This window comes from Sphingomonas populi (genome assembly GCF_004208535.1).
GTDB classification, from domain to species: Bacteria; Pseudomonadota; Alphaproteobacteria; order Sphingomonadales; family Sphingomonadaceae; genus Sphingomonas; species Sphingomonas populi.
In genome coordinates, this window is record NZ_SGIS01000014.1 from 44823 (window position 1) to 63348 (window position 18526).

Sequence of the window (18526 nt, forward strand, 5' to 3'; positions counted from 1 at the left end):
TGCAGGAGTCTCTTCGATGCGTGACCTCGACCTTCCGAAGCTCACTCGCCGCGCCGTGCTGCCGCTGCTCGGCGTCGCCGGGGGCGCGTTGTGCGTGCGCGCGACGCTTGCCCAGCACGGCACCACCGAAGATGCCGACTGGCCGAAATGGGCACCGACACGCGCCGCTTTCTATGCCGAGATCGCGCAGTGGCGGACCAAGGGCCAGGACATCCGCCAGTTCGGCGCGAAGCTCGATGGGCAGGCCGACGATACGCAGGCGCTTCAGCAGGCGGTCGATGCCGGCGTGGCGGTGCTGTTGATTCCGGCGGGCACGCTAAAGCTGACAAGGCCCGTGATGCTGACCAGGCCGATCGCGATTCTCGGCGCGGGCGACGCCACGGTGCTGCGCTGGGAAGGTCGGCAACGCGACCCCTTCCTTGCGATGCCGGCGGACAAGAACCCTGCGACCTTCCTCATCGGCGTACATGTCGATTCGATACGATTGGTACGACCTGCGCCGCTACCCTCCAACGGCACGATCCTGCGGTGTCTCAATGGACGGAAGGTGTCGGTAACACGCTGTTCGACCGATCGGTTCGGCGCCTTGGTGGTGAGCCCGCTACGCAGACTGACGCGCGATACGCGTAAGGACATCCACGATCTCGCGCTCGATGCAGGCTTCTCACCGAATGGGGACGATCTGAACGAGGACATCATCGTCTTCGACAATCGCGTCGACGGCGGCGCATATATGAGCCAGATTTTGCGGGCGAATTTCGCCAAGCGGATCATTGCCGTGGGGAACACCGGGCGATACGCCAACATAAGCTGGTTCGGTGGCTCGGCGAAGATCACCTTCGGCGGGGCACAGCAATATCTGCGACGCGCGCGCGATATCTATATCACGCACAACAAGGTGCATGGTGCCAATGGCGGCATCTACGGCAATAATGGCGACGGCATCCTCGTCGCGCACAATGAGGTGAGCGAAATGCTCGACGTCGGCATCGACTTCGAGGGCTGCTTCAACGCGCTCGCGCATGACAATGTCGTGCGCAATGCCTCCAATTACGGGCTGGCGACCTTCTATGCCGCCAAGAACATCGTGTTCCGCAACAACCAGGTTTATCAGGACGGCAGCGCCGCGCAGCTACCCGCCCGCTATGGCAAACGCTATGGAAAGAGTGGTGGCCGCGCGCTGTTCGCGCTGCGCAGCGCGGGCTTCAGGCGGTCGCCGGGCGCGATCGACGTGTCGTTCATCGGCAACCGCTTCGTCTTTGCCGGCAAGACCGGGAGCGGGGTGTGCCTGCCGAGCTATTTCTCGCGGTTGGTGCTCGACGGGAACACGTTCGAGAATGTCGCATGCGACCTGACCTGCGGCTCGACCGGCACGGTGATCGTGACGCGCAACAAACTCAGTTTCGACCGCGCGATCGTGGCGCCCTACCGTGTACTCGGCGACAGTGCGGTGCAAGCGACCTTCACCGACAATGAGATACGCGTGACCGCAGCCCAGACCCCCGGCACGATCGCGATCGCCGACACCGCACCGGTCGCCGGCGGTCACCGCGCCGAGATTTCGCGCAATACGGTGATCGACGCGGGCAAGGACACCGCATTGCCGATCGTGCTGTTCGGAGCGCAAGGCCACGCGACCGTCACCGGCAACACCGTCGGCGCGGTCTATGTGGAAAGCAAAGCCCTCGGTGTCGTGTCGGGCAACCGCACGCGCGGCGGTGCCGCCGTGGCGGCGGCGGGGCTACCGCCGGCATTCGTGCCCGCAGCGGCCGAACCCGAAGCCGCTCCCGAACAAGCGCCGACCGACGATACGCCGTGATGCCGGGCTCTCACGCGTGAAGATCCTGCATGTCGCGCAGAAGACGAAAGGCGGCGTCGCGACACATATGGCCCAGCTCGTCGCGGCGCAGGCGGTCGAGCACGGTGTCGGCAACGTCGTGATCGTGGTCGGCGATGACGAGAAGCACTTTTTCGAAGCGATTCCGCAAGCGACGTTGCGCCTGTTCCGCAGTTCCGCGCGGCGGCCCGGCGCGTTCGCGGGCATGGCGCGGTTCGCGCACCGCGTCATCGCGGCGGAGCGGCCCGATATCCTCCACGTCCACAGCACCTTCGCCGGGGTGCTGATCCGCGCGCGCTATCTGTTCACGCGGGCAGAACAGCGACCGGCGATCGTCTATTGCGCGCACGGCTGGGCGTTCAACATGCAGATTCCCGCATGGCAGAAGCGGATCTATGTCGCGATCGAGCGGCTGCTGGCGCGGGTTACCGATCGCATCCTGTGCATCTCACGGTTCGAGCAGGATAGCGCCATCGCGGTCGGTCTGCCGGCGGCGAAGCTGGCGATGGTTTATAACGGCCTGCCGCCGCTCGATGGCGATGTCGCGCCAGCGGCGGGGTTCGACCCTGCCACGCTCAACCTGCTGTTCATCGGGCGGACCACACCGCAAAAGGGCTTGCCGGACCTGTTCGCGGCGATGGCGATGCTCGGCGACCGGCCGATCCACCTGCATACCGTCGGCGACAGGATGGACGACGCGCGACTCGCCCCCGCCAACATCACCGAGCATGGCTGGAAACCGCGCGAGGTGCTGCCAAGCTACATCGCTGCGGCCGATGCGATCGTGATGCCGTCGCGGTGGGAGGGCTTCGGACTCGCCGCCATCGAGGCGATGCGGCAGGCGCGCGCGGTGGTGGCGAGTGACGCCGACGCCCTGCCGGAGATCGTTCGGCCCGGTATTTCTGGCTACCTCTATCCGCGCGGGACCGTAGCGGCGCTGGCGGACGTTCTATCGGGGCTGGATCGCACGGAATTGCGCGCGCTCGGGCAGAGCGGACGCGATCTGTTCCTTGCGGCGTTTACGGAAGACCGGATGATCGCGAAGGTCGCGAGTCTCTATCGCGACATCACTGTCGCCCGCGCCAGCGAAGAATATTGACTCTATGCTTGGGCTCGACTAGCAAACACTCCGTAGTTTCAAATTCAGGGAGGCAGATCATGAAGACGTTCGTTGCGATCGCAACCGCCAGTTGCATGCTCATGGCTACCTCCGTGCCGGTGATGGCCGCGCCTGCGCCGCAGCCAGCCGTCGCCGCACAGGATGCCCCGACCACCGGCGTTCGCGCGAAGCTGGTCGAGCGCGCTGCGTATACCCCGCGCCAGAAATCCAAGAAATTCCTCGACACGGATACCATCATCGTTGGTATCGGTGCGCTCTTCGCGATCTCCATGGGAATTTGTGCCGCAGCAGGCGGTTGCTACAGCAGCCATCCCGCCAGCTCCTGATCGCTCCGCGTTAGCGGTGACGGATTGAACCCCGGCGATACACGGTATCGCCGGGGTTTTTCATGTCTGGACGCAATCAGGCGATCGTCGGCACCATCCCACCCTCAACGCGAATCGCCGCGCCGTTGGTGACGGCCGCAAGCGGGCTGGCGAGAAACGCGGTCATCGCGGCGACTTCCTCGGCTTCGATCAGGCGGCGGATCAGCGACAGCGGACGCAGCTTCTCGAAGAACTCGGCCTCGCGCTCAGCCTCGGGCGCGTCCTTGTTGGAGACGGTCGAGCGGATGAACTCGACGATCCCTTCCGAGCGAGTCGGCCCGGGCTGCACGGTATTGACCGTAACGCCGGTGCCGCGCGTCTGCTCGGCGAGGCCGCGCGAGATCGCGAGCTGCGCGGTCTTGGTCATGCCGTAATGGACCATCTCGGCCGGGATGAGCTGCGCGCTCTCGCTGGCGATGAAGATCACACGGCCCCAGTTCGCCTCCAGCATCTTCGGGAAATAGTGCCGCGACAGACGGATGCCGCTCATCACGTTGATCTCGAAGAAGCGGAACCAGTCGGCGTCGGTGATGTCGACGAAGGGCTTGGCTTCGTAAATGCCGAGATTGTTGACGAGGATATCGACGGCGGGCACCGCCGCGATCAGCGTGTCGCAGCCTTCGGCCGTGCCGGCATCGGCGAGCACCGCGCGGGTGGCGCCGACCTTGGCGGCGGCGGCGTCGAGCTTGTCCTGGGCGCGGCCGGTGACGATCACCTCGGCGCCCTCGACGGCGAGTCGCTCGGCGATGGCGAGGCCGATGCCGGCGGTCGAGCCGGTGACGAGCGCGGTCTTGCCCTTGAGTTGCAGGTCCATTGTCCAAAACCTCCGTTGGAATGACGAAGCAGGAGATATGGCGGCGCGGCATTGATGATTAGCCGGCAGCAGCGCACAATAGAAGTGACCGAAAATCACGAAGGCGCGGACATGGACAACCGCATCGGCGACATGCAGACCTTCCTCGCCGTCACCGAGGGCGGCAGCTTCGCCGCCGCCGCCAAGGCGCTACGGCTCACGCCCTCCGCGGTCAGCCGCAGCATCGCGCGGCTGGAGGCGCGGCTCGGCGTGCTGCTGGTCCAGCGTACCACCCGCTCGCTGTCCTTGACGCCCGAGGGCGAATCGTACCGCAGCCGTATCTCGGCGCTGCTCGCCGAGGTCGATGCGGTCGAGCAGAGTCTTGGCCGCGAGCAGGACCGGCCGCGTGGGCTGCTCCGCGTCAACGCCGCAGTGCCGTTCGGCGTGCATTGCCTGCTACCGATCCTGCCGCGCTTCCTCGACGCCAATCCCGAAGTGACGGTCGATCTGGCGCTGTCCGACACATTGGTCGATCTGATCGAGGAGCGCGCCGACATCGCGATCCGCATCGGCCCCTTACGCGACACACGGTTGCGCGCGAAGAAGCTCGGCCATAGCGCGATGGTGCTGGTGGCGAGCCCCGGCTACCTCGCCCGGCGCGGCACCCCGCGCGACCCCGGTGACCTCGTGCAGCACATCTGCCTCAAGTTCAGCTTCCGCCGCAGCGTTGATTCGTGGCCGTTCCTGAGCGGCGGCCGCGTCGTGCAACGGCCGGTCGATGGGCCGTTCCTCGGCAATTCGGGTGAGGTGGTGCGGCTGATGGCGGTCGCCGACGGCGGCATCGCGCGACTGGGCCGCTTCCATGTCGCAGGGGATCTTGGCACCGGAAGGCTGGTGGAGGTTCTGGCCGACTGCAATCCGGGCGATGGCGAGGATATCCATGCGCTGTACAGTGGGCACGACCGGCTGGCGCTGCGGGTGCGGGCGTTTCTGGACTTTCTCGACGCGGAGTTGCGGTTGGCGGAATGACCGTCGCCCCGGCGGAGGCCGGGGCCGCCGGGTTTTGGGCACCCGGATCGCCAAATTACGCAACGGCCCCGGCCTTCGCCGGGGCGACGATGTAATGTCTTGCGCCGACACGGCGCGGCGGTATGACGGCGGCATTCACATGGACCCGGTGTAATTCCGGGTGGCTATTCCGGCCGCCGATCCGCCGGACAATGACAGGCCTTCGCCGCGCGACGCCTGCCTCATGGTATTTCCAATGACTCACCTTTTGTCCCGCTGGCGCGGCGAATGGTTCGCCGATGCCGCCGAAGCCCGGCGTGATGTGCTCGCCGGCATCGTTGTCGCGCTCGCGCTGATCCCGGAAGCGATCGGCTTTTCGATCATCTCGGGGGTCGATCCGCGCGTTGGCCTGTATGCCTCGGTGGCGATCGCGATCGTGTCCGCCTTCGTCGGCGGGCGGCCGGCGATGATCTCGGCCGCGACCGCCGCCGTGGCGGTGGTGGTGACGCCGCTGGTGCGCGATCACGGGCTCCATTATCTGTTCGCCGCGACGATCCTGATGGGCGTGTTCCAGATGATCGCCGGCGCGCTGCGGCTCGACCTGCTGATGCAGTTCGTGTCGCGCTCGGTCATCACCGGCTTCGTCAACGCGCTCGCGATCCTGATCTTCATGGCGCAGCTTCCGCAGTTCGTCGGCGTGAGCTGGCACACCTATGCGATGATCGCGGGCGGGCTCGCGATCATTTACCTGCTGCCGCGAATCACCAAGGCGGTGCCCTCGCCGCTGGTCGCGATCCTCGTGCTGGCGGCGGTCAGCATCGCGATGGGGCTGCCGGTGCGGACCGTCTCCGACATGGGCCGCTTGCCCGAGGGCCTGCCGAGCCTGACCTGGCCGCAGGTGCCGCTGACGCTGGAGACGCTGCGCATCATCCTGCCCTATGCACTGACGATGGCGGCGGTCGGGCTGCTCGAATCGATGATGACCGCACAGATCGTCGACGACATGACCGGCACCGGCAGCGACAAGCGCCGCGAATGTTTCGGCCAGGGTAGCGCCAACATCGCCGCCGCGCTGGTCGGCGGGATGGGCGGCTGCGCGATGATCGGCCAGTCGGTCATCAACGTCACCTCGGGCGGGCGCAAGCGACTGTCGACCTTCACCGCCGGCGCGTTCCTGCTGTTCCTGCTCGCGGTGCTGGGGCCGTGGGTGGGGCGGATTCCAATGCCGGCCTTGGTCGCCGTGATGGTGATGGTGTCGATCGGCACGTTCAGTTGGAATTCGATCCCCAATCTGCGCCGCCACCCACCGACATCCTCGGTGGTGATGCTGGCGACGGTCGCGGTGGTGGTGGCGACTCACGACCTCGCGCGCGGCGTGCTCGTCGGCGTGCTGCTGTCGGGCATCTTCTTCGCCGGCAAGGTGCGGCGGATGTTCGCGGTCGAGCGGACCGGCGACGGCGACACCGCGACCTACCGCGTGACGGGGCAGATCTTCTTCGCTTCGGTCGATCGCTTTACGCGCGCCTTCGCCGGTGACGAACCAGCGGCACGCGTGACGATCGACGTGTCGGCAGCGCATTTCTGGGACATTTCGGGCGTGGGCGCGCTCGACAAGGCGGTCGCGCGGCTGCGGCAGGGCGGCGCGCAGGTCGCGGTGATCGGCTACAATCAGGCGAGCGCCGATCTGGTCGATCGTTTCGCGCTTCACGACAAGACCGGCGTCGAGATGGGCGTGGTGCCGCATTGAGACGGTGGCCCTCCACAACCGTTCGTGTCGAGCCCTTCGGCTGGCTGGGAAGCCGGCCGCTCAGAATACACTTCGGCCCTTTGGGCCGAAGTCGAGACACATGCGCAGGTGCCTCGACTGCGCTCGGCACGAACGGACTTTGTGGGAACCGCATTAACGCTTGCTCCCCCCCGCCCCTTTCCGCCATTCGCCGCCCATGACATTCCGTGTGGACATGGGCACCGACGCGAACGGCGGCGCGGTGACGATTGACCTTGAGGAACTGCTCGCGACGCGGCTGCTGGTGCAGGGCAATTCGGGTTCGGGCAAATCCTATCTGCTGCGCCGCCTGCTGGAAGGCAGCGGGCGCGAGGTCCAGCAGATCATCATCGATCCCGAGGGCGATTTCGTCACGCTTTCGGGGCCGTATGGCCATGTCGTGATCGAGGCGGTCGATTATTCGATCGCCGAGATCACGCGCTTCGCGGCGCGCGCACGCGAGCATCGCTCCTCGGTGGTGCTGAGCCTCGAAGGACTCGAGATGGAGGGGCAGATGCGCTGCGCCGCCGCCTTCCTGATGGGGCTGTTCGATGCGCCGCGCGAACATTGGTATCCCGCGCTGGTGGTGATCGACGAGGCGCAGATCTTCGCGCCCGCCGCCGGCGCGGAAGTGACCGAGGAGGTGCGCCGCGCCTCGCTGTCGGCGATGGCGAATTTGATGTCGCGCGGGCGCAAGCGTGGCCTCGCCGGCATCATTGCGACGCAGCGACTCGCCAAATTGTCCAAGAACGTCGCGGCGGAAGCGTCGAACTTCCTGATGGGGCGGACCTTCCTCGACATCGACATGGCGCGCGCGGCCGATCTGCTCGGCATGGAGCGGCGGCAGGCCGAACAGATCCGCGACCTGACCCGCGGCACCTTCCTGGGGCTGGGGCCGGCGATCGCGCGGCGGCCGATCATGGTCAAGATCGGGCAAGTGCTGACCTCGGCGCGCAGCAGCAGCCCGGTGCTGACGCCGCTGCCGCAATCGCAGGGCAACGACATGCGCGACCTGTTGATGACCGAGGTCGAGGTCGACGAGCCGACGTTGTTCATGCACGCCGCCGCCAACCCACCGCCGGCGCGCCCGGCTGCATCGGCCGATCTGATGGACAGCGTCATCGCCCGCCCCGAGCCGGTTCGCGCCGAGCCGGAGCCGGAGATCACGCCCGAAGAGCGCGAACAGATCATCGTCGATGTGCTGCGCGCGATCGCCGAAGACCCCGAATCGGGCGGGCGCGCGGCGGCGGTGCTGTATCAGGATTTCCAGGTGCGCTGCCGGATGGTCGGGGTGCGGCGCGCGCCGCTCGATCCGTCCGCGTTCGCACGGCGGCTGGCGGCAGCGCGGGCGGGGATCTTCGAGGGGCTGGACGGCGAATGGGCGCAAGCGCTCGCGGTCGCGGCGACGTTACCGGACGACATGCTCGGCGCGTTCCTGCTGGTGGCGCGCGCGGCACGCGAGGGCACGCCCTGCCCGACCGACGAGCAGATCGCCCGCATCTACGGCACGAGTTCGCTCGGACGCGCGCGACGGGTGATGAGCTATATCGAGGGGCGCGACATCTTCGTGACTCGGGTCGATCTGTCGGGGCGGCGGTCGATCACGATTCCGGGGCTGGGCTGGACGACTGAATCGACCGAGGCTTGATCCATTTCGTCATGCCAGCGCACGCTGGCATCTCCCCGTGATGCACGGGACGGCTCGCCTCACACCGCCCAGGCGGCGACATCCTCTTCCTGCCCGATCAACGCGAGGCCGTTCGCGATCGAGGTGAGCTCGCCGCCGCTTGCGATGCGGTCTTCGCCGAAGCGCTGCGTGAACAGCGCACGCACGCTCGGGATCAGCGAGGTGCCGCCGGTTAGGAAGACGCGGTCGATGCCGCCTTCGTCCACGCCGGCTTGCGCGAGCGCGCGGTCCACCGTCGCCTTCATCCGGGCGAGGTCAGCGGCGATCCAGCCTTCGAACTCGGCGCGGGTGACGGTCGCGTCGATCCGCACGCCCTCGCCGTCGAAGTGGAAATCGGCGGCGTCGTCGCGCGACAAAGCGCGCTTGAGCTGGCCGACCGAATCGTAGAGCCGGTAGCCCTGCTCCTGCTCGATGATCGCGATCATCCGCCCGATTGCTTCGGGGTCGAGCGCCGAGCGTTGCAGCTTGCGGAGCTCCTCCAGCGTGCGGCGGTTGCGCATCAGCGCGAGCCGCGACCAATCGCTGAAATCGGCGAAATAGCCGCGCGGGATTTCGAGCTGCTTGTCGAACGAGCGGTACAGGCCGCCGAAGCCGAGGATCGGCAACACCAGCTTGTCGACGATGCGCGAATCGAACTGATCGCCGGCGATGCCGATGCCGGCGTGGCCGAGTGGGGTGCAGCGCTTGGGCGAACCCGGCGGCGCGACCCGCACCACCGAGAAATCGCTGGTGCCGCCGCCGAAGTCCGCGACGAGGATGGTCGCGCTGTCCTCGATCCGCGCGGCATAGCTGAACGCGGCGCCGAGGGGTTCGTAGACGTAGTGGATTTCGGCGCCGAAGCCGGCGAACATCGCGTCGTAACGCTGGCGCGCGAGTGCCTCGTCGGGGCGGGCGCCGGCATAATGGACGGGGCGCCCGACGACGACGCGCTGTGGCGGCGTGGCGAGCGCGCCGCCGGCGTGGGCCGATAGCTTGGCGAGGAACAGCTTGCCGAGTTCTTCGAAGCGCAGCCGTTTGTCGAACACCGAGGCGTGTTCGAAGGTCGCGCTGGCGGCGACCGACTTGAACGATTGCAGGAAGCGGCTGCCCTGCGGATAGTCGAGGTAATCGGCGATCGCCCACGGGCCTGCCTCATAGGCTAGGCCGTCCTCCTCCCAGAAGCACAGCGCCGAGCGGAACACCGCGCTGGTTTCCTCCGGCGCGGCGAACTCGATCAGGTGCGGCTGTCCGTCCGCGCCGACCCGCGCGACGACGCTGTTGGTGGTTCCGAAATCGAGGCCGATCGCGTCCTGCACTGTGCTGTCCTCATCGGCTGGTCGGGCCGGCGGCTAATGCCGATCTGGCCGCGAAACGCAAGTGTGCTACACACGGTCGCATGGCCGAGATCATCAACCTGAGGACTGCCCGCAAGGCGAAAGCCCGCACGCAAGCCGCCGCCACCGCCGCGCAGAACCGCGCGCTGCACGGGCGCACACCGGCGCAGAAGCAGGCCGATGAGCTAGAGGCCGAGCGGCGGGAACGCACGCTCGACGGCGCGAAAATCGGGGAATGAGGCTCGACGATCTGTTCGTGCGCTATTTCGGCAGCGACGATCTCGATGCGGTCTCGCCGGATGCGTTGCAGGCGGGTGCCGAGCGGCTGCGCGTCGAGTTCGGGCTGGAGACAGATCGCGGGCGGCGCTTCGGGATGTGGGCGCTGATGCAGATGTTGGGGGTCGCGCCCGACCTCGACGTAGCGTTCAAGGATGCTGCTGACCGCGATGCGGCGAGGACGCTGATGGAGCTGTCGGAGCGCGCGGAAGAGTAGCGCCCGTCTTCTCCCCTCCCTGACAGGGAGGGGCCGGGGGTGGGTCGACCGGTGGCGGGCGTTACGGTCCCCCACAGGCCCACCCTCCCCCAACCCCTCCCTTCACAAGGGAGGGGCGTAAAGCGTCACGCCATTTCGAGGATCACCGCGTCCACCGCGAGGCTCTCGCCTGGCGCTGCATTCACCGCTTTCACCACGCCGGCCTTTTCGGCGCGGAGGATGTTTTCCATCTTCATCGCTTCGACCACCGCGAGCGGCTGGCCGGCTTCGACCGAATCGCCTTCGGCGACGTAGAGCTTCTGGAGCAGCCCCGGCATCGGGCAGAGCAGGAACTTCGACAGATCGGGCGGCACCTTGACGAGCAGATGCTTGGCATAGGGCGCGACATGCGCAGGCAAGACGCGGGCGGTGTGGATCGCGCCGCGCGCGTTGAGGCGGAAGCCGGTGCGCGTGCGGGCAATCTTGACGAACAGCGGCGTGCCATCGACTTCGGCCTCGATCACGCGGTCGCCCGGCGTATATTCCATCGCGATGTCGATCTCGGTGCCGTCGACGGTGATCGTGTCTTCGGACAGCGCGACCTTGTGGTCCTTCCCCGCGATCCGCACCACCCAGTCGGACGGGGGATCGAGGCGTTGGCCGAGCTGGCCGTCGGTGCGGCGGGCGCGATCGGCCTCCGCCGTCGCTGCGAACGCCGCCACCGCCGCCAGTTCGGCGAGCAACGCGGGCGCGGCGGGGGCGCCGGTGAAGCCGTCGGGATATTCCTCAGCGATGAAGCCGGTGGTGATGTTGCCCGATCGGAAGCGGTCGTGCTGCATCAGCGCCGAGAGGAAATCGAGGTTGTTGCCCGGCCCGTCGATCTCGAACTGGTCGAGCGCGGCGATCTGGAGGTCGATCGCGGCCTCGCGCGTGTCGGCATGGGTGATGAGCTTGGCGATCATCGGATCGTAGAACATGCTGACCTCGCCGCCTTCCTTCACGCCGTCATCGACGCGGACGTATTCGGCGCCCTTCTGGACCGGGCCGTAGGCGGGGCGGTCATCGGCGGGCGGATCGTAATGGACGAGGCGGCCGATCGAGGGGAGGAAGCCGCGATACGGGTCTTCGGCATAGACGCGGTTCTCGATCGCCCAACCGGTCAGCGTCACGTCCTTCTGCGCGAAGGGCAGCTTCTCGCCAGCGGCGACGCGGATCATCAGCTCGACCAGATCGAGCCCGGTGATCGCCTCGGTGACGGGATGTTCGACCTGAAGCCGGGTGTTCATTTCGAGGAAATAGAAGCCCTTCCCCGTCTTGTCCGCGCCTGAGACGATCAGCTCGACCGTACCGGCGCTGTAATAGCCGACCGCGCGGGCGAGCGCGACCGCCTGCTCGCCCATGCTTTTGCGCATCGCGGGCGTGACGAACGGCGACGGCGCTTCCTCGACGACCTTCTGGTGGCGGCGCTGGATCGAGCATTCGCGCTCGCCGAGATAGACGATGTTGCCGTGCTGATCGCCCATCACCTGGATTTCGATGTGGCGCGGGCTTTCGATGAACTTCTCGATGAAGACGCGGTCGTCGCCGAAGCTGGCGAGACCCTCGCGCTTGGTCGCCTCGAAGCCCTCGCGCACGTCCTTCTCGCTATAGGCGAGCCGCATGCCCTTACCGCCGCCGCCAGCCGAGGCTTTCATCATCACCGGATAGCCGATGTCGCCGGCGATCTTCACCGCCTCCTCGGTATCGGCGATCTCGCCGAGGAAACCGGGGACGACGTTGACGCCCGCTGCCTTGGCGAGCTTCTTCGATTCGATCTTGTCGCCCATCGCGGCAATGGCTTTGGGCGGCGGGCCGACGAAGGCGATGCCGGCCTCGGCGCAGGCGCGCGCGAAGCTCTCGCGTTCGGAGAGGAAGCCGTAGCCGGGGTGGATACAGTCCGCGCCGGTCTCCTTGGCGGCGAGCAGGATCAACTCGGCCTTGAGATAGCTCTCCGCCGCCGGTGCCGGCCCGAGCCGAACCGCCTCGTCCGCCATCAGCACATGCGGCGCGCGCGCGTCAGCGTCGGAATAGACCGCGACCGTGGCGATGCCCATCGCCTTGGCGGTCCGCATCACGCGGCATGCGATTTCGCCACGGTTGGCGACCAGGATTTTCTTGAACATTTAGCGGCTCCCGCGTCGGAGAAGGATGATGATGCACAACTGGCCGCCCAAGGCAGCTACGACGGCGAGAGGTAGAGGCCACGCTGGTTCAGCGCAGACGGCGTCCGGCCCCCACCCGCATCCGCCAATCGCGATGATAAGCATCGTGAAGCAGCACGAGGCCCACCAGATCGCGCTGGCAACCGCCATCAACCCGATGCGCGCGCCGTTACTCACGCCCAGAACGCTCCAACCACTTCGTCACCCCGGACGTGTTCCGGGGTCCACCGCACCTCGCATCCCGCCGTGCCCGATTGCACGGTGGATGCCGGAACAAGTCCGGCATGACGTACGAGGCGGGCGATGTGCGTCATTCGCTGGCCATCAGCCCCTTGAGCTGCAAGCGTCGCGCATTCGTCAGCGCGGTCTTGCACTGCGCGACGATCAGCGCCTGCCGCACGTCGCCGGCATGAACGCCGCCCTCGACCGCGCAGGCCGTGTCACGGTAGCGTATCCACGCGCGCTGGCTTTCGAGCAGCGCCGCAGAATAACCGAAGCCGCCGCCACGGCTGTGGTCGAGCGCGTCCTTGCCCTTCATGAAGGCGTTGGTGATGCGCCACTGGTTCGCCATCGCACCGTCCGCCGTTTTGTATTCGGCGAGCGCCCGCTGGGTTTGCGGGCCGGGCGTGGCGGTCGGTTTGGGTGTCGGGGTCGCCATCGCGGCGGCGAGCGCGAGCATCAGCACGAGGCGCAGCCCCCCGCCGACGCCTTTGCCGCACGCGCCGGCTCCTCGCCCTGCATCGCGACGACGCCGAGCTTGGCGAACAGCGCGGCGTCGGCGCTGTCGCCACGATTGCCGGTGGTGAGCAGCCGGTCGCCGGTGAAGATCGAATTGGCGCCGGCCATGAAGCACAACGCCTGAGTCGCCTCGCTCATGCTTTCGCGGCCAGCCGAGAGGCGCACCATTGAAAGCGGCATGGTGATGCGCGCGACCGCGACGGTGCGGACGAATTCGATATCGTCGATCTGCGCGAGCGGGGTGTCGGCGAGCATGTCGCCGAGCACGGTGCCCTTGACCGGCACCAGCGCGTTGACCGGAACGCTTTCCGGGTGGCGCGGCAACGTAGCAAGCGCGTGGACGAAGCCGACGCGATCGCCGCGCGTCTCGCCCATGCCGACGATGCCGCCGCAGCAGACGTTGATGCCCGCTTCGCGGACGTTTTCGAGCGTATCGAGCCGGTCCTGGAAGGTGCGCGTGGTGATGACCTCGCCGTACTTCTCGGGCGAGGTATCGATATTGTGGTTGTAGTAATCGAGACCAGCGTCGGCGAGTTGCGCGGCTTGGCCCGGCGTGAGCATGCCGAGCGTCATGCAGGTTTCCATCCCCATCTGGCGCACGCCCTTCACCATCTCGACGATGGCGGGCATGTCCTTGTCCTTGGGGTTGCGCCACGCCGCGCCCATGCAGAAGCGCTGCGAGCCGGCATCCCGCGCCTGCGCCGCCGATTGCAGCACCGCGCGGACGTCCATCAGCTTGGACGCTTTGAGCTCGGTCTCGGCGGAGGCGGACTGGTTGCAATAGCCGCAATCCTCGGGGCAGCCGCCGGTCTTGATCGACAGCAGAGTGCAGAGCTGCACCTGCGAGGGCGTGTGGTGCGCGCGGTGGACGGTCTGCGCACGGAACATCAGTTCGTCGAACGGGAGCGCGAACAGGTCGGCGATTTCGGCGCGAGTCCAATCCGTCCTGATCTCCCCTCCCATGTGTGGGAGGGGTTGGGGGAGGGCCTGTCCAAGCGGTGCTTCGCTCGTGGACAGGCCCTCCCCTAGCCCAGTTTCAGGTGAACGATCCCCCGGATCGTTCAGGTCAGTCCGGGGGACTGACCGACCTGAAACTCGCGAGCGGGAGGGGAATAACGTTGCGCGCTCATCACCGGCGTGAGCGGGGGACAGTGTTGCGGTATCGGTCACGCGGTTACTTCCTCGACTGGTGGCATATTGTGCCCCAGCAACTTCAACACCTCGCCCGCCGCGTCCACCAGATTCGTGCCGGGGCCGAAAATCCCCTGCACGCCCGCGTCGCGCAGCACCTGATAGTCCTGTGCCGGGATCACGCCGCCGGCGATCACCTTGATATCGCTGCGGCCAGCCTCGCGCAGATGCCCGATCAGTTCGGGAATCAGCGTCTTGTGGCCGGCGGCGAGGCTCGACGCGCCAACCACGTCGACATCGCTCGCGATGGCGAGATCGGCGGCTTCCCTGGGCGTCTGGAACAGCGGCCCGGGCACCACCTCGAAGCCGAGATCGCCGAACGCCGAAGAGACGAGGTTGGCGCCGCGATCATGCCCGTCCTGCCCCATCTTGGCGACGAGCAGGCGCGGGCGGCGGCCCTTGGCACGCGTGACCGAGCCGACGCCGTCGATCAGCCCCTGCCACTTGGCGTCGTCGCCATATGCGCCGCCATAGATGCCCGAGACCGGGGTCGGTTTGGTGCCGTAGCGACCGAACACATCCTCCATCGCCTGCGAAATCTCGCCGAGCGTCGCGCGCTGGCGGGCACATTCGACGGCGAGTTCGAGCAGGTTGGCGGTTCCGCGCGCGCCCTCGCGCAGCGCATCGAGCGCGGCCTGGCATTTCGCCTCGTCGCGACCCGCCTTGGAGGTCTTGATGCGCGCGATCTGCGCCTCGCGCACCGCGACGTTATCGACATCGAGGATGTCGATCGGGTCTTCGCTCGCGAGTTTGTATTTGTTGACGCCGACGATCACGTCCTCGCCGCGATCGACGCGCGCGGCGCGGCCAGCACTCGCTTCCTCGATCATCGCCTTGGGCCAGCCTGCCGCAACCGCCTTGGCCATGCCGCCCTCGGCCTCGACGCGCTGGATGATCTCCCACGCCTTGTCGACGAGCTGCTGCGTCAGGCTCTCGATATAATAGCTGCCGCCGAGCGGATCGACGACCTTGGTCATCCCCGTCTCTTCCTGGATCACGATCTGCGTATTGCGGGCGATGCGGGCCGAGAAATCGGTCGGCAGCGCGATCGCTTCGTCGAGCGCATTGGTGTGGAGCGACTGGGTGCCCCCCAGCATCGCCGCCATCGCCTCGATCGTGGTCCGCATGACGTTGTTGTACGGGTCTTGCTCGGTGAGGCTGACGCCGCTGGTCTGACAGTGGGTGCGCAGCATCTTGGAGCGCTCGTCCTGCGCACCCAATTGCGTCATGACACGGTGCCACAGCACGCGTGCGGCGCGCAGCTTGGCGATCTCCATGAAAAAGTTCATGCCGATCGCGAAGAAGAACGACAGGCGGCCGGCGAACTTGTCGATATCGAGGCCGGAGGCGACGCCGTATTTCACATATTCCATGCCGTCGGCGATGGTGAAGGCAAGCTCCTGCACCTGCGTCGCTCCGGCTTCCTGCATGTGATAGCCGCTGATCGAGATGCTGTTGAACTTGGGCATCTCGCGGCTGGTGTAGCCGAAGATGTCCGAGATGATCCGCATGCTCGGCTCGGGTGGGTAGATGTAGGTGTTGCGGACCATGAACTCCTTGAGGATGTCGTTCTGGATGGTCCCATCGAGTTGCGCGCGGGGCACGCCCTGCTCTTCGCCCGCGACGATGAAGAACGCGAGGATCGGGATCACCGCGCCGTTCATCGTCATCGAGACCGACATCTGATCGAGCGGAATGCCGTCGAACAGGATCTTCATGTCGTCGATCGTATCGATCGCCACGCCGGCCTTGCCGACATCGCCGGTGACGCGCGGATGGTCGCTGTCATAGCCGCGATGCGTGGCGAGATCGAACGCGACCGACAGGCCCTTCTGCCCGGCCTTGAGGTTGCGGTGGTAGAAAGCGTTCGAGGCCTCGGCGGTCGAGAAACCGGCATATTGGCGGATCGTCCACGGCCGCCCCGCATACATCGACGCGCGCACGCCGCGCGTGAACGGCGCGAAACCGGGCAGGCCGGGATCGAGATCGGCGACATCCTCAGCCGTGTAGAGCGGCTTGACGTCGATCCCCTCTGGCGTGGGCCAGGTGAGATCCTTGCCCTTCACCTCCTTCGCGGCGGCGGCGGACCATTGGTCGAGCGTGGGTTTATCTGCCATCACGGTTCTCTTATCTCAGGGTCGCGGCGTGGTGGGCCAAGTCGCGATCAACAGTAAAACGCCGTACACGAGGAAAAAGAGACCCATAGCGCCGGCTAAAAAGGTGCCGACGATCACGGTCCAGAATCCTGTCGGATTCGTGGTCCGATGATATTCGGTCACTCCACCAAAACCTCCCCCACGCGCTAATCCCGATCGTAACTCGCTCAAAGCGGCGCGCGGACAATGGAATGCGAACACTCCCCCGATCACGATTAAGACTAGCGACAAGATCATGTCTTGGGTCACAGCGGAATATTGTCGTGCTTCTTCCACGGATTCTCGAGGCTCTTGTTGCGCAGTTTCCGTAAACCCAGCGCGATCCGCCGCCGGGTCGAGTGCGGCTGGATCACCTCGTCGATGAAGCCCTTGCTCGCCGCGACGAATGGGTTGGCGAAGCGCGCCTCATATTCGGCGGTCTTCTCGGCAATGCCGTCGGCGTTGAGGCCGCGGAAGATGATCTCGACCGCGCCCTTCGCGCCCATCACCGCGATCTCGGCGGTCGGCCAGGCGTAGTTGAGGTCGCCGCGCAGATGCTTCGAGCTCATCACGTCATAGGCGCCGCCATAGGCCTTGCGCGTGATGACGGTGATCTTGGGGACGGTCGCCTCGGCATAGGCGAACAACAGCTTGGCGCCGTGCTTGATGATACCCGAATGCTCCTGGCCGACGCCAGGCAGGAAGCCCGGCACATCGACGAAGGTGACGATCGGAATCTCGAACGCGTCGCAGAAGCGCACGAAGCGCGCCGCCTTTTTGGACGAGTTGATGTCGAGGCAACCGGCCAGCACCATCGGCTGGTTTGCGACGATGCCGATCGTCTTGCCCTCGATCCGCCCGAAGCCGGTGATGATGTTGCCAGCGTGCGCGGGCTGGACCTCGAAGAAATCGCCCTCGTCGACGGTCTTACGGATCAGCTCGTGCATGTCGTAGGGCTGGTTGGCCGAAGCCGGGATCAGCGTGTCGAGGCTGTCCTCGATCCGGTCCCACGCGTCCGACGTAGGCCGTTCGGGCACCGGTGACTGGTTCGACGACGGCAGGAAATCGATGAAATCGCGCGCGGCGAGCAACGTCTCGATATCGTCTTCAAGCGCGAGATCGGCGACCGAGGATTTGGTGGTGTGGGTGATCGCGCCGCCCAGCGCCTCCTGCGTGACCACTTCGTTGGTGACGGTCTTCACCACGTCGGGGCCAGTGACGAACATGTACGACGAATCCTTCACCATGAAGATGAAGTCGGTCATCGCCGGTGAGTACACAGCACCACCCGCGCACGGCCCCATGATGAGGCTGAGCTGCGGCACCACGCCCGATGCCAGTACGTTGCGCTGGAACACTTCGGCATAGCCGGCGAGGCTGGCGACGCCTTCCTGGATTCGCGCGCCGCCCGAATCGTTGATGCCGATGACGGGCGCGCCGACCTTCATCGCCATGTCCATGACCTTGCAGATCTTGGTGGCGTGGCGTTCGGACAGCGAGCCGCCGAACACGGTGAAATCCTGGCTGAACACGAAGACGAGCCGACCGTTGATCGTGCCCGATCCGGTGACGACACCGTCGCCCGGCACGATCTGGTCCTGCATGCCGAAATCGGTGCAATTGTGCTCGACATACATGTCGTATTCTTCGAACGAGCCGTGATCGAGCAGCACGTCGAGCCGTTCGCGCGCGGTCAGCTTGCCCTTGGCGTGCTGGGCGGCGACACGCTTCTCGCCACCGCCAGCTTTCGCGGCGGCGCGCTTGCGGTCGAGTTCGGCGATCGTTGCGGACATCAGGCTCTCCTGTAAGCGCGCCCTCTCTTCGCCCTCGGCGGCGTGGGCGCAACTGTGATCTTGCAAAGTTGTGCGGGATGCGTTTGCAAACTATACCACACCCTTCGC

At 66.3% G+C, this 18526-nt stretch carries 15 protein-coding genes and 1 other annotated feature; of the genes, 8 read left to right on the plus strand and 7 right to left on the minus strand.

Annotated elements, in window-relative coordinates; genetic code table 11:
• Nucleotides 1-16 precede the first annotated feature (16 nt).
• The 3 genes from EWE75_RS10825 to EWE75_RS10835 are packed head-to-tail and all read left to right on the plus strand — an operon-like array spanning nucleotide 17 to nucleotide 3283.
• Nucleotides 17-1819 carry a right-handed parallel beta-helix repeat-containing protein gene (locus tag EWE75_RS10825; protein WP_165388347.1) on the plus strand — a complete coding sequence of 601 codons (1803 nt, stop codon included), beginning with the start codon at nucleotides 17-19 and terminating at the stop codon, nucleotides 1817-1819.
• A gap of 16 nt (nucleotides 1820-1835) precedes the next feature.
• Nucleotides 1836-2936, plus strand: a complete 1101-nt coding sequence (locus EWE75_RS10830) for a glycosyltransferase (protein ID WP_165388348.1) — start codon at nucleotides 1836-1838, stop codon at nucleotides 2934-2936.
• Nucleotides 2937-2995: 59 nt separating this feature from the next.
• Complete coding sequence (locus tag EWE75_RS10835; RefSeq protein ID WP_130157295.1) at nucleotides 2996-3283, plus strand: hypothetical protein; 288 nt, start codon at nucleotides 2996-2998, stop codon at nucleotides 3281-3283.
• A 76-nt stretch (nucleotides 3284-3359) separates the two neighbouring features.
• On the opposite strand, the gene EWE75_RS10840 is transcribed toward EWE75_RS10835, so the two are convergent.
• The gene (locus EWE75_RS10840; protein WP_130157297.1) at nucleotides 3360-4136 is read right to left on the minus strand and encodes an SDR family NAD(P)-dependent oxidoreductase; all 777 of its coding nucleotides are present in this window, start codon (nucleotides 4134-4136) and stop codon (nucleotides 3360-3362) included.
• Nucleotides 4137-4247: 111 nt separating this feature from the next.
• On the opposite strand from EWE75_RS10840, the gene EWE75_RS10845 reads away from it, so the two are divergent.
• The 3 genes from EWE75_RS10845 (at nucleotide 4248) to EWE75_RS10855 (ending at nucleotide 8536) form a co-directional block, all read left to right on the plus strand.
• Nucleotides 4248-5144: a LysR family transcriptional regulator gene (locus EWE75_RS10845; protein ID WP_130157299.1), complete on the plus strand. Its 897-nt coding sequence runs from the start codon at nucleotides 4248-4250 to the stop codon at nucleotides 5142-5144.
• Between the two features lie 138 nt (nucleotides 5145-5282).
• Nucleotides 5283-5338, plus strand: a sequence feature (sul1 is cis-regulatory element that is thought to sense ions involved in sulfur or methionine metabolism; They are found in Alphaproteobacteria).
• A 41-nt stretch (nucleotides 5339-5379) separates the two neighbouring features.
• On the plus strand, nucleotides 5380-6870 hold the full coding sequence (locus tag EWE75_RS10850) for a SulP family inorganic anion transporter (protein WP_130157301.1): 1491 nt from the start codon (nucleotides 5380-5382) through the stop codon (nucleotides 6868-6870).
• 196 nt (nucleotides 6871-7066) lie between these two features.
• Nucleotides 7067-8536 carry an ATP-binding protein gene (locus EWE75_RS10855; RefSeq protein WP_130157303.1) on the plus strand — a complete coding sequence of 490 codons (1470 nt, stop codon included), beginning with the start codon at nucleotides 7067-7069 and terminating at the stop codon, nucleotides 8534-8536.
• A gap of 59 nt (nucleotides 8537-8595) precedes the next feature.
• On the opposite strand, the gene EWE75_RS10860 is transcribed toward EWE75_RS10855, so the two are convergent.
• Nucleotides 8596-9870, minus strand: a complete 1275-nt coding sequence (locus EWE75_RS10860; protein WP_130157305.1) for an Hsp70 family protein — start codon at nucleotides 9868-9870, stop codon at nucleotides 8596-8598.
• An 80-nt stretch (nucleotides 9871-9950) separates the two neighbouring features.
• On the opposite strand from EWE75_RS10860, the gene EWE75_RS10865 reads away from it, so the two are divergent.
• On the plus strand, nucleotides 9951-10127 hold the full coding sequence (locus EWE75_RS10865; RefSeq protein WP_130157307.1) for a DUF4169 family protein: 177 nt from the start codon (nucleotides 9951-9953) through the stop codon (nucleotides 10125-10127).
• Nucleotides 10124-10381 (plus strand): hypothetical protein, encoded by a 258-nt coding sequence (locus EWE75_RS10870; RefSeq protein WP_130157309.1) that lies wholly within the window; start codon nucleotides 10124-10126, stop codon nucleotides 10379-10381. Before EWE75_RS10865 ends, EWE75_RS10870 begins: the two co-directional genes overlap by 4 nt.
• A 125-nt stretch (nucleotides 10382-10506) precedes the next feature.
• On the opposite strand, the gene EWE75_RS10875 is transcribed toward EWE75_RS10870, so the two are convergent.
• The 5 genes from EWE75_RS10875 to EWE75_RS10895 form a co-directional block, all read right to left on the minus strand.
• Nucleotides 10507-12522: an acetyl-CoA carboxylase biotin carboxylase subunit gene (locus EWE75_RS10875; RefSeq protein ID WP_130157312.1), complete on the minus strand. Its 2016-nt coding sequence runs from the start codon at nucleotides 12520-12522 to the stop codon at nucleotides 10507-10509.
• Between the two features lie 349 nt (nucleotides 12523-12871).
• A complete protein-coding gene (locus tag EWE75_RS10880) occupies nucleotides 12872-13240 on the minus strand; it encodes a lysozyme inhibitor LprI family protein (RefSeq protein ID WP_231708310.1) in 369 nt (122 codons plus the stop codon).
• The gene (gene bioB / locus EWE75_RS10885) at nucleotides 13240-14262 is read right to left on the minus strand and encodes a biotin synthase BioB (RefSeq protein WP_130157316.1); all 1023 of its coding nucleotides are present in this window, start codon (nucleotides 14260-14262) and stop codon (nucleotides 13240-13242) included. The genes EWE75_RS10880 and bioB overlap by 1 nt, the downstream gene beginning before the upstream one ends.
• Nucleotides 14263-14465: 203 nt before the next feature.
• Entirely contained in the window at nucleotides 14466-16607 is a 2142-nt protein-coding gene (gene scpA, locus EWE75_RS10890; protein ID WP_130157318.1) for a methylmalonyl-CoA mutase, read from the minus strand.
• 284 nt (nucleotides 16608-16891) lie between these two features.
• Entirely contained in the window at nucleotides 16892-18418 is a 1527-nt protein-coding gene (locus EWE75_RS10895) for an acyl-CoA carboxylase subunit beta (protein WP_130157320.1), read from the minus strand.
• Nucleotides 18419-18526: the final 108 nt, after the last annotated feature.

Coding starts and splice junctions, on each gene's coding strand:
- EWE75_RS10825 (WP_165388347.1), top strand. CDS start 17: ATGCGTGACCTCGACCTTCCGAAGCTCACTCGCCGCGCCGTGCTGCCG.
- EWE75_RS10835 (WP_130157295.1), top strand. CDS start 2,996: ATGAAGACGTTCGTTGCGATCGCAACCGCCAGTTGCATGCTCATGGCT.
- EWE75_RS10840 (WP_130157297.1), bottom strand. CDS start 4,136: ATGGACCTGCAACTCAAGGGCAAGACCGCGCTCGTCACCGGCTCGACC.
- EWE75_RS10845 (WP_130157299.1), top strand. CDS start 4,248: ATGGACAACCGCATCGGCGACATGCAGACCTTCCTCGCCGTCACCGAG.
- EWE75_RS10850 (WP_130157301.1), top strand. CDS start 5,380: ATGACTCACCTTTTGTCCCGCTGGCGCGGCGAATGGTTCGCCGATGCC.
- EWE75_RS10855 (WP_130157303.1), top strand. CDS start 7,067: ATGACATTCCGTGTGGACATGGGCACCGACGCGAACGGCGGCGCGGTG.
- EWE75_RS10865 (WP_130157307.1), top strand. CDS start 9,951: ATGGCCGAGATCATCAACCTGAGGACTGCCCGCAAGGCGAAAGCCCGC.
- EWE75_RS10870 (WP_130157309.1), top strand. CDS start 10,124: ATGAGGCTCGACGATCTGTTCGTGCGCTATTTCGGCAGCGACGATCTC.
- EWE75_RS10875 (WP_130157312.1), bottom strand. CDS start 12,522: ATGTTCAAGAAAATCCTGGTCGCCAACCGTGGCGAAATCGCATGCCGC.
- EWE75_RS10880 (WP_231708310.1), bottom strand. CDS start 13,240: ATGCTCGCGCTCGCCGCCGCGATGGCGACCCCGACACCCAAACCGACC.
- bioB (WP_130157316.1), bottom strand. CDS start 14,262: ATGGGAGGGGAGATCAGGACGGATTGGACTCGCGCCGAAATCGCCGAC.
- scpA (WP_130157318.1), bottom strand. CDS start 16,607: ATGGCAGATAAACCCACGCTCGACCAATGGTCCGCCGCCGCCGCGAAG.
- EWE75_RS10895 (WP_130157320.1), bottom strand. CDS start 18,418: ATGTCCGCAACGATCGCCGAACTCGACCGCAAGCGCGCCGCCGCGAAA.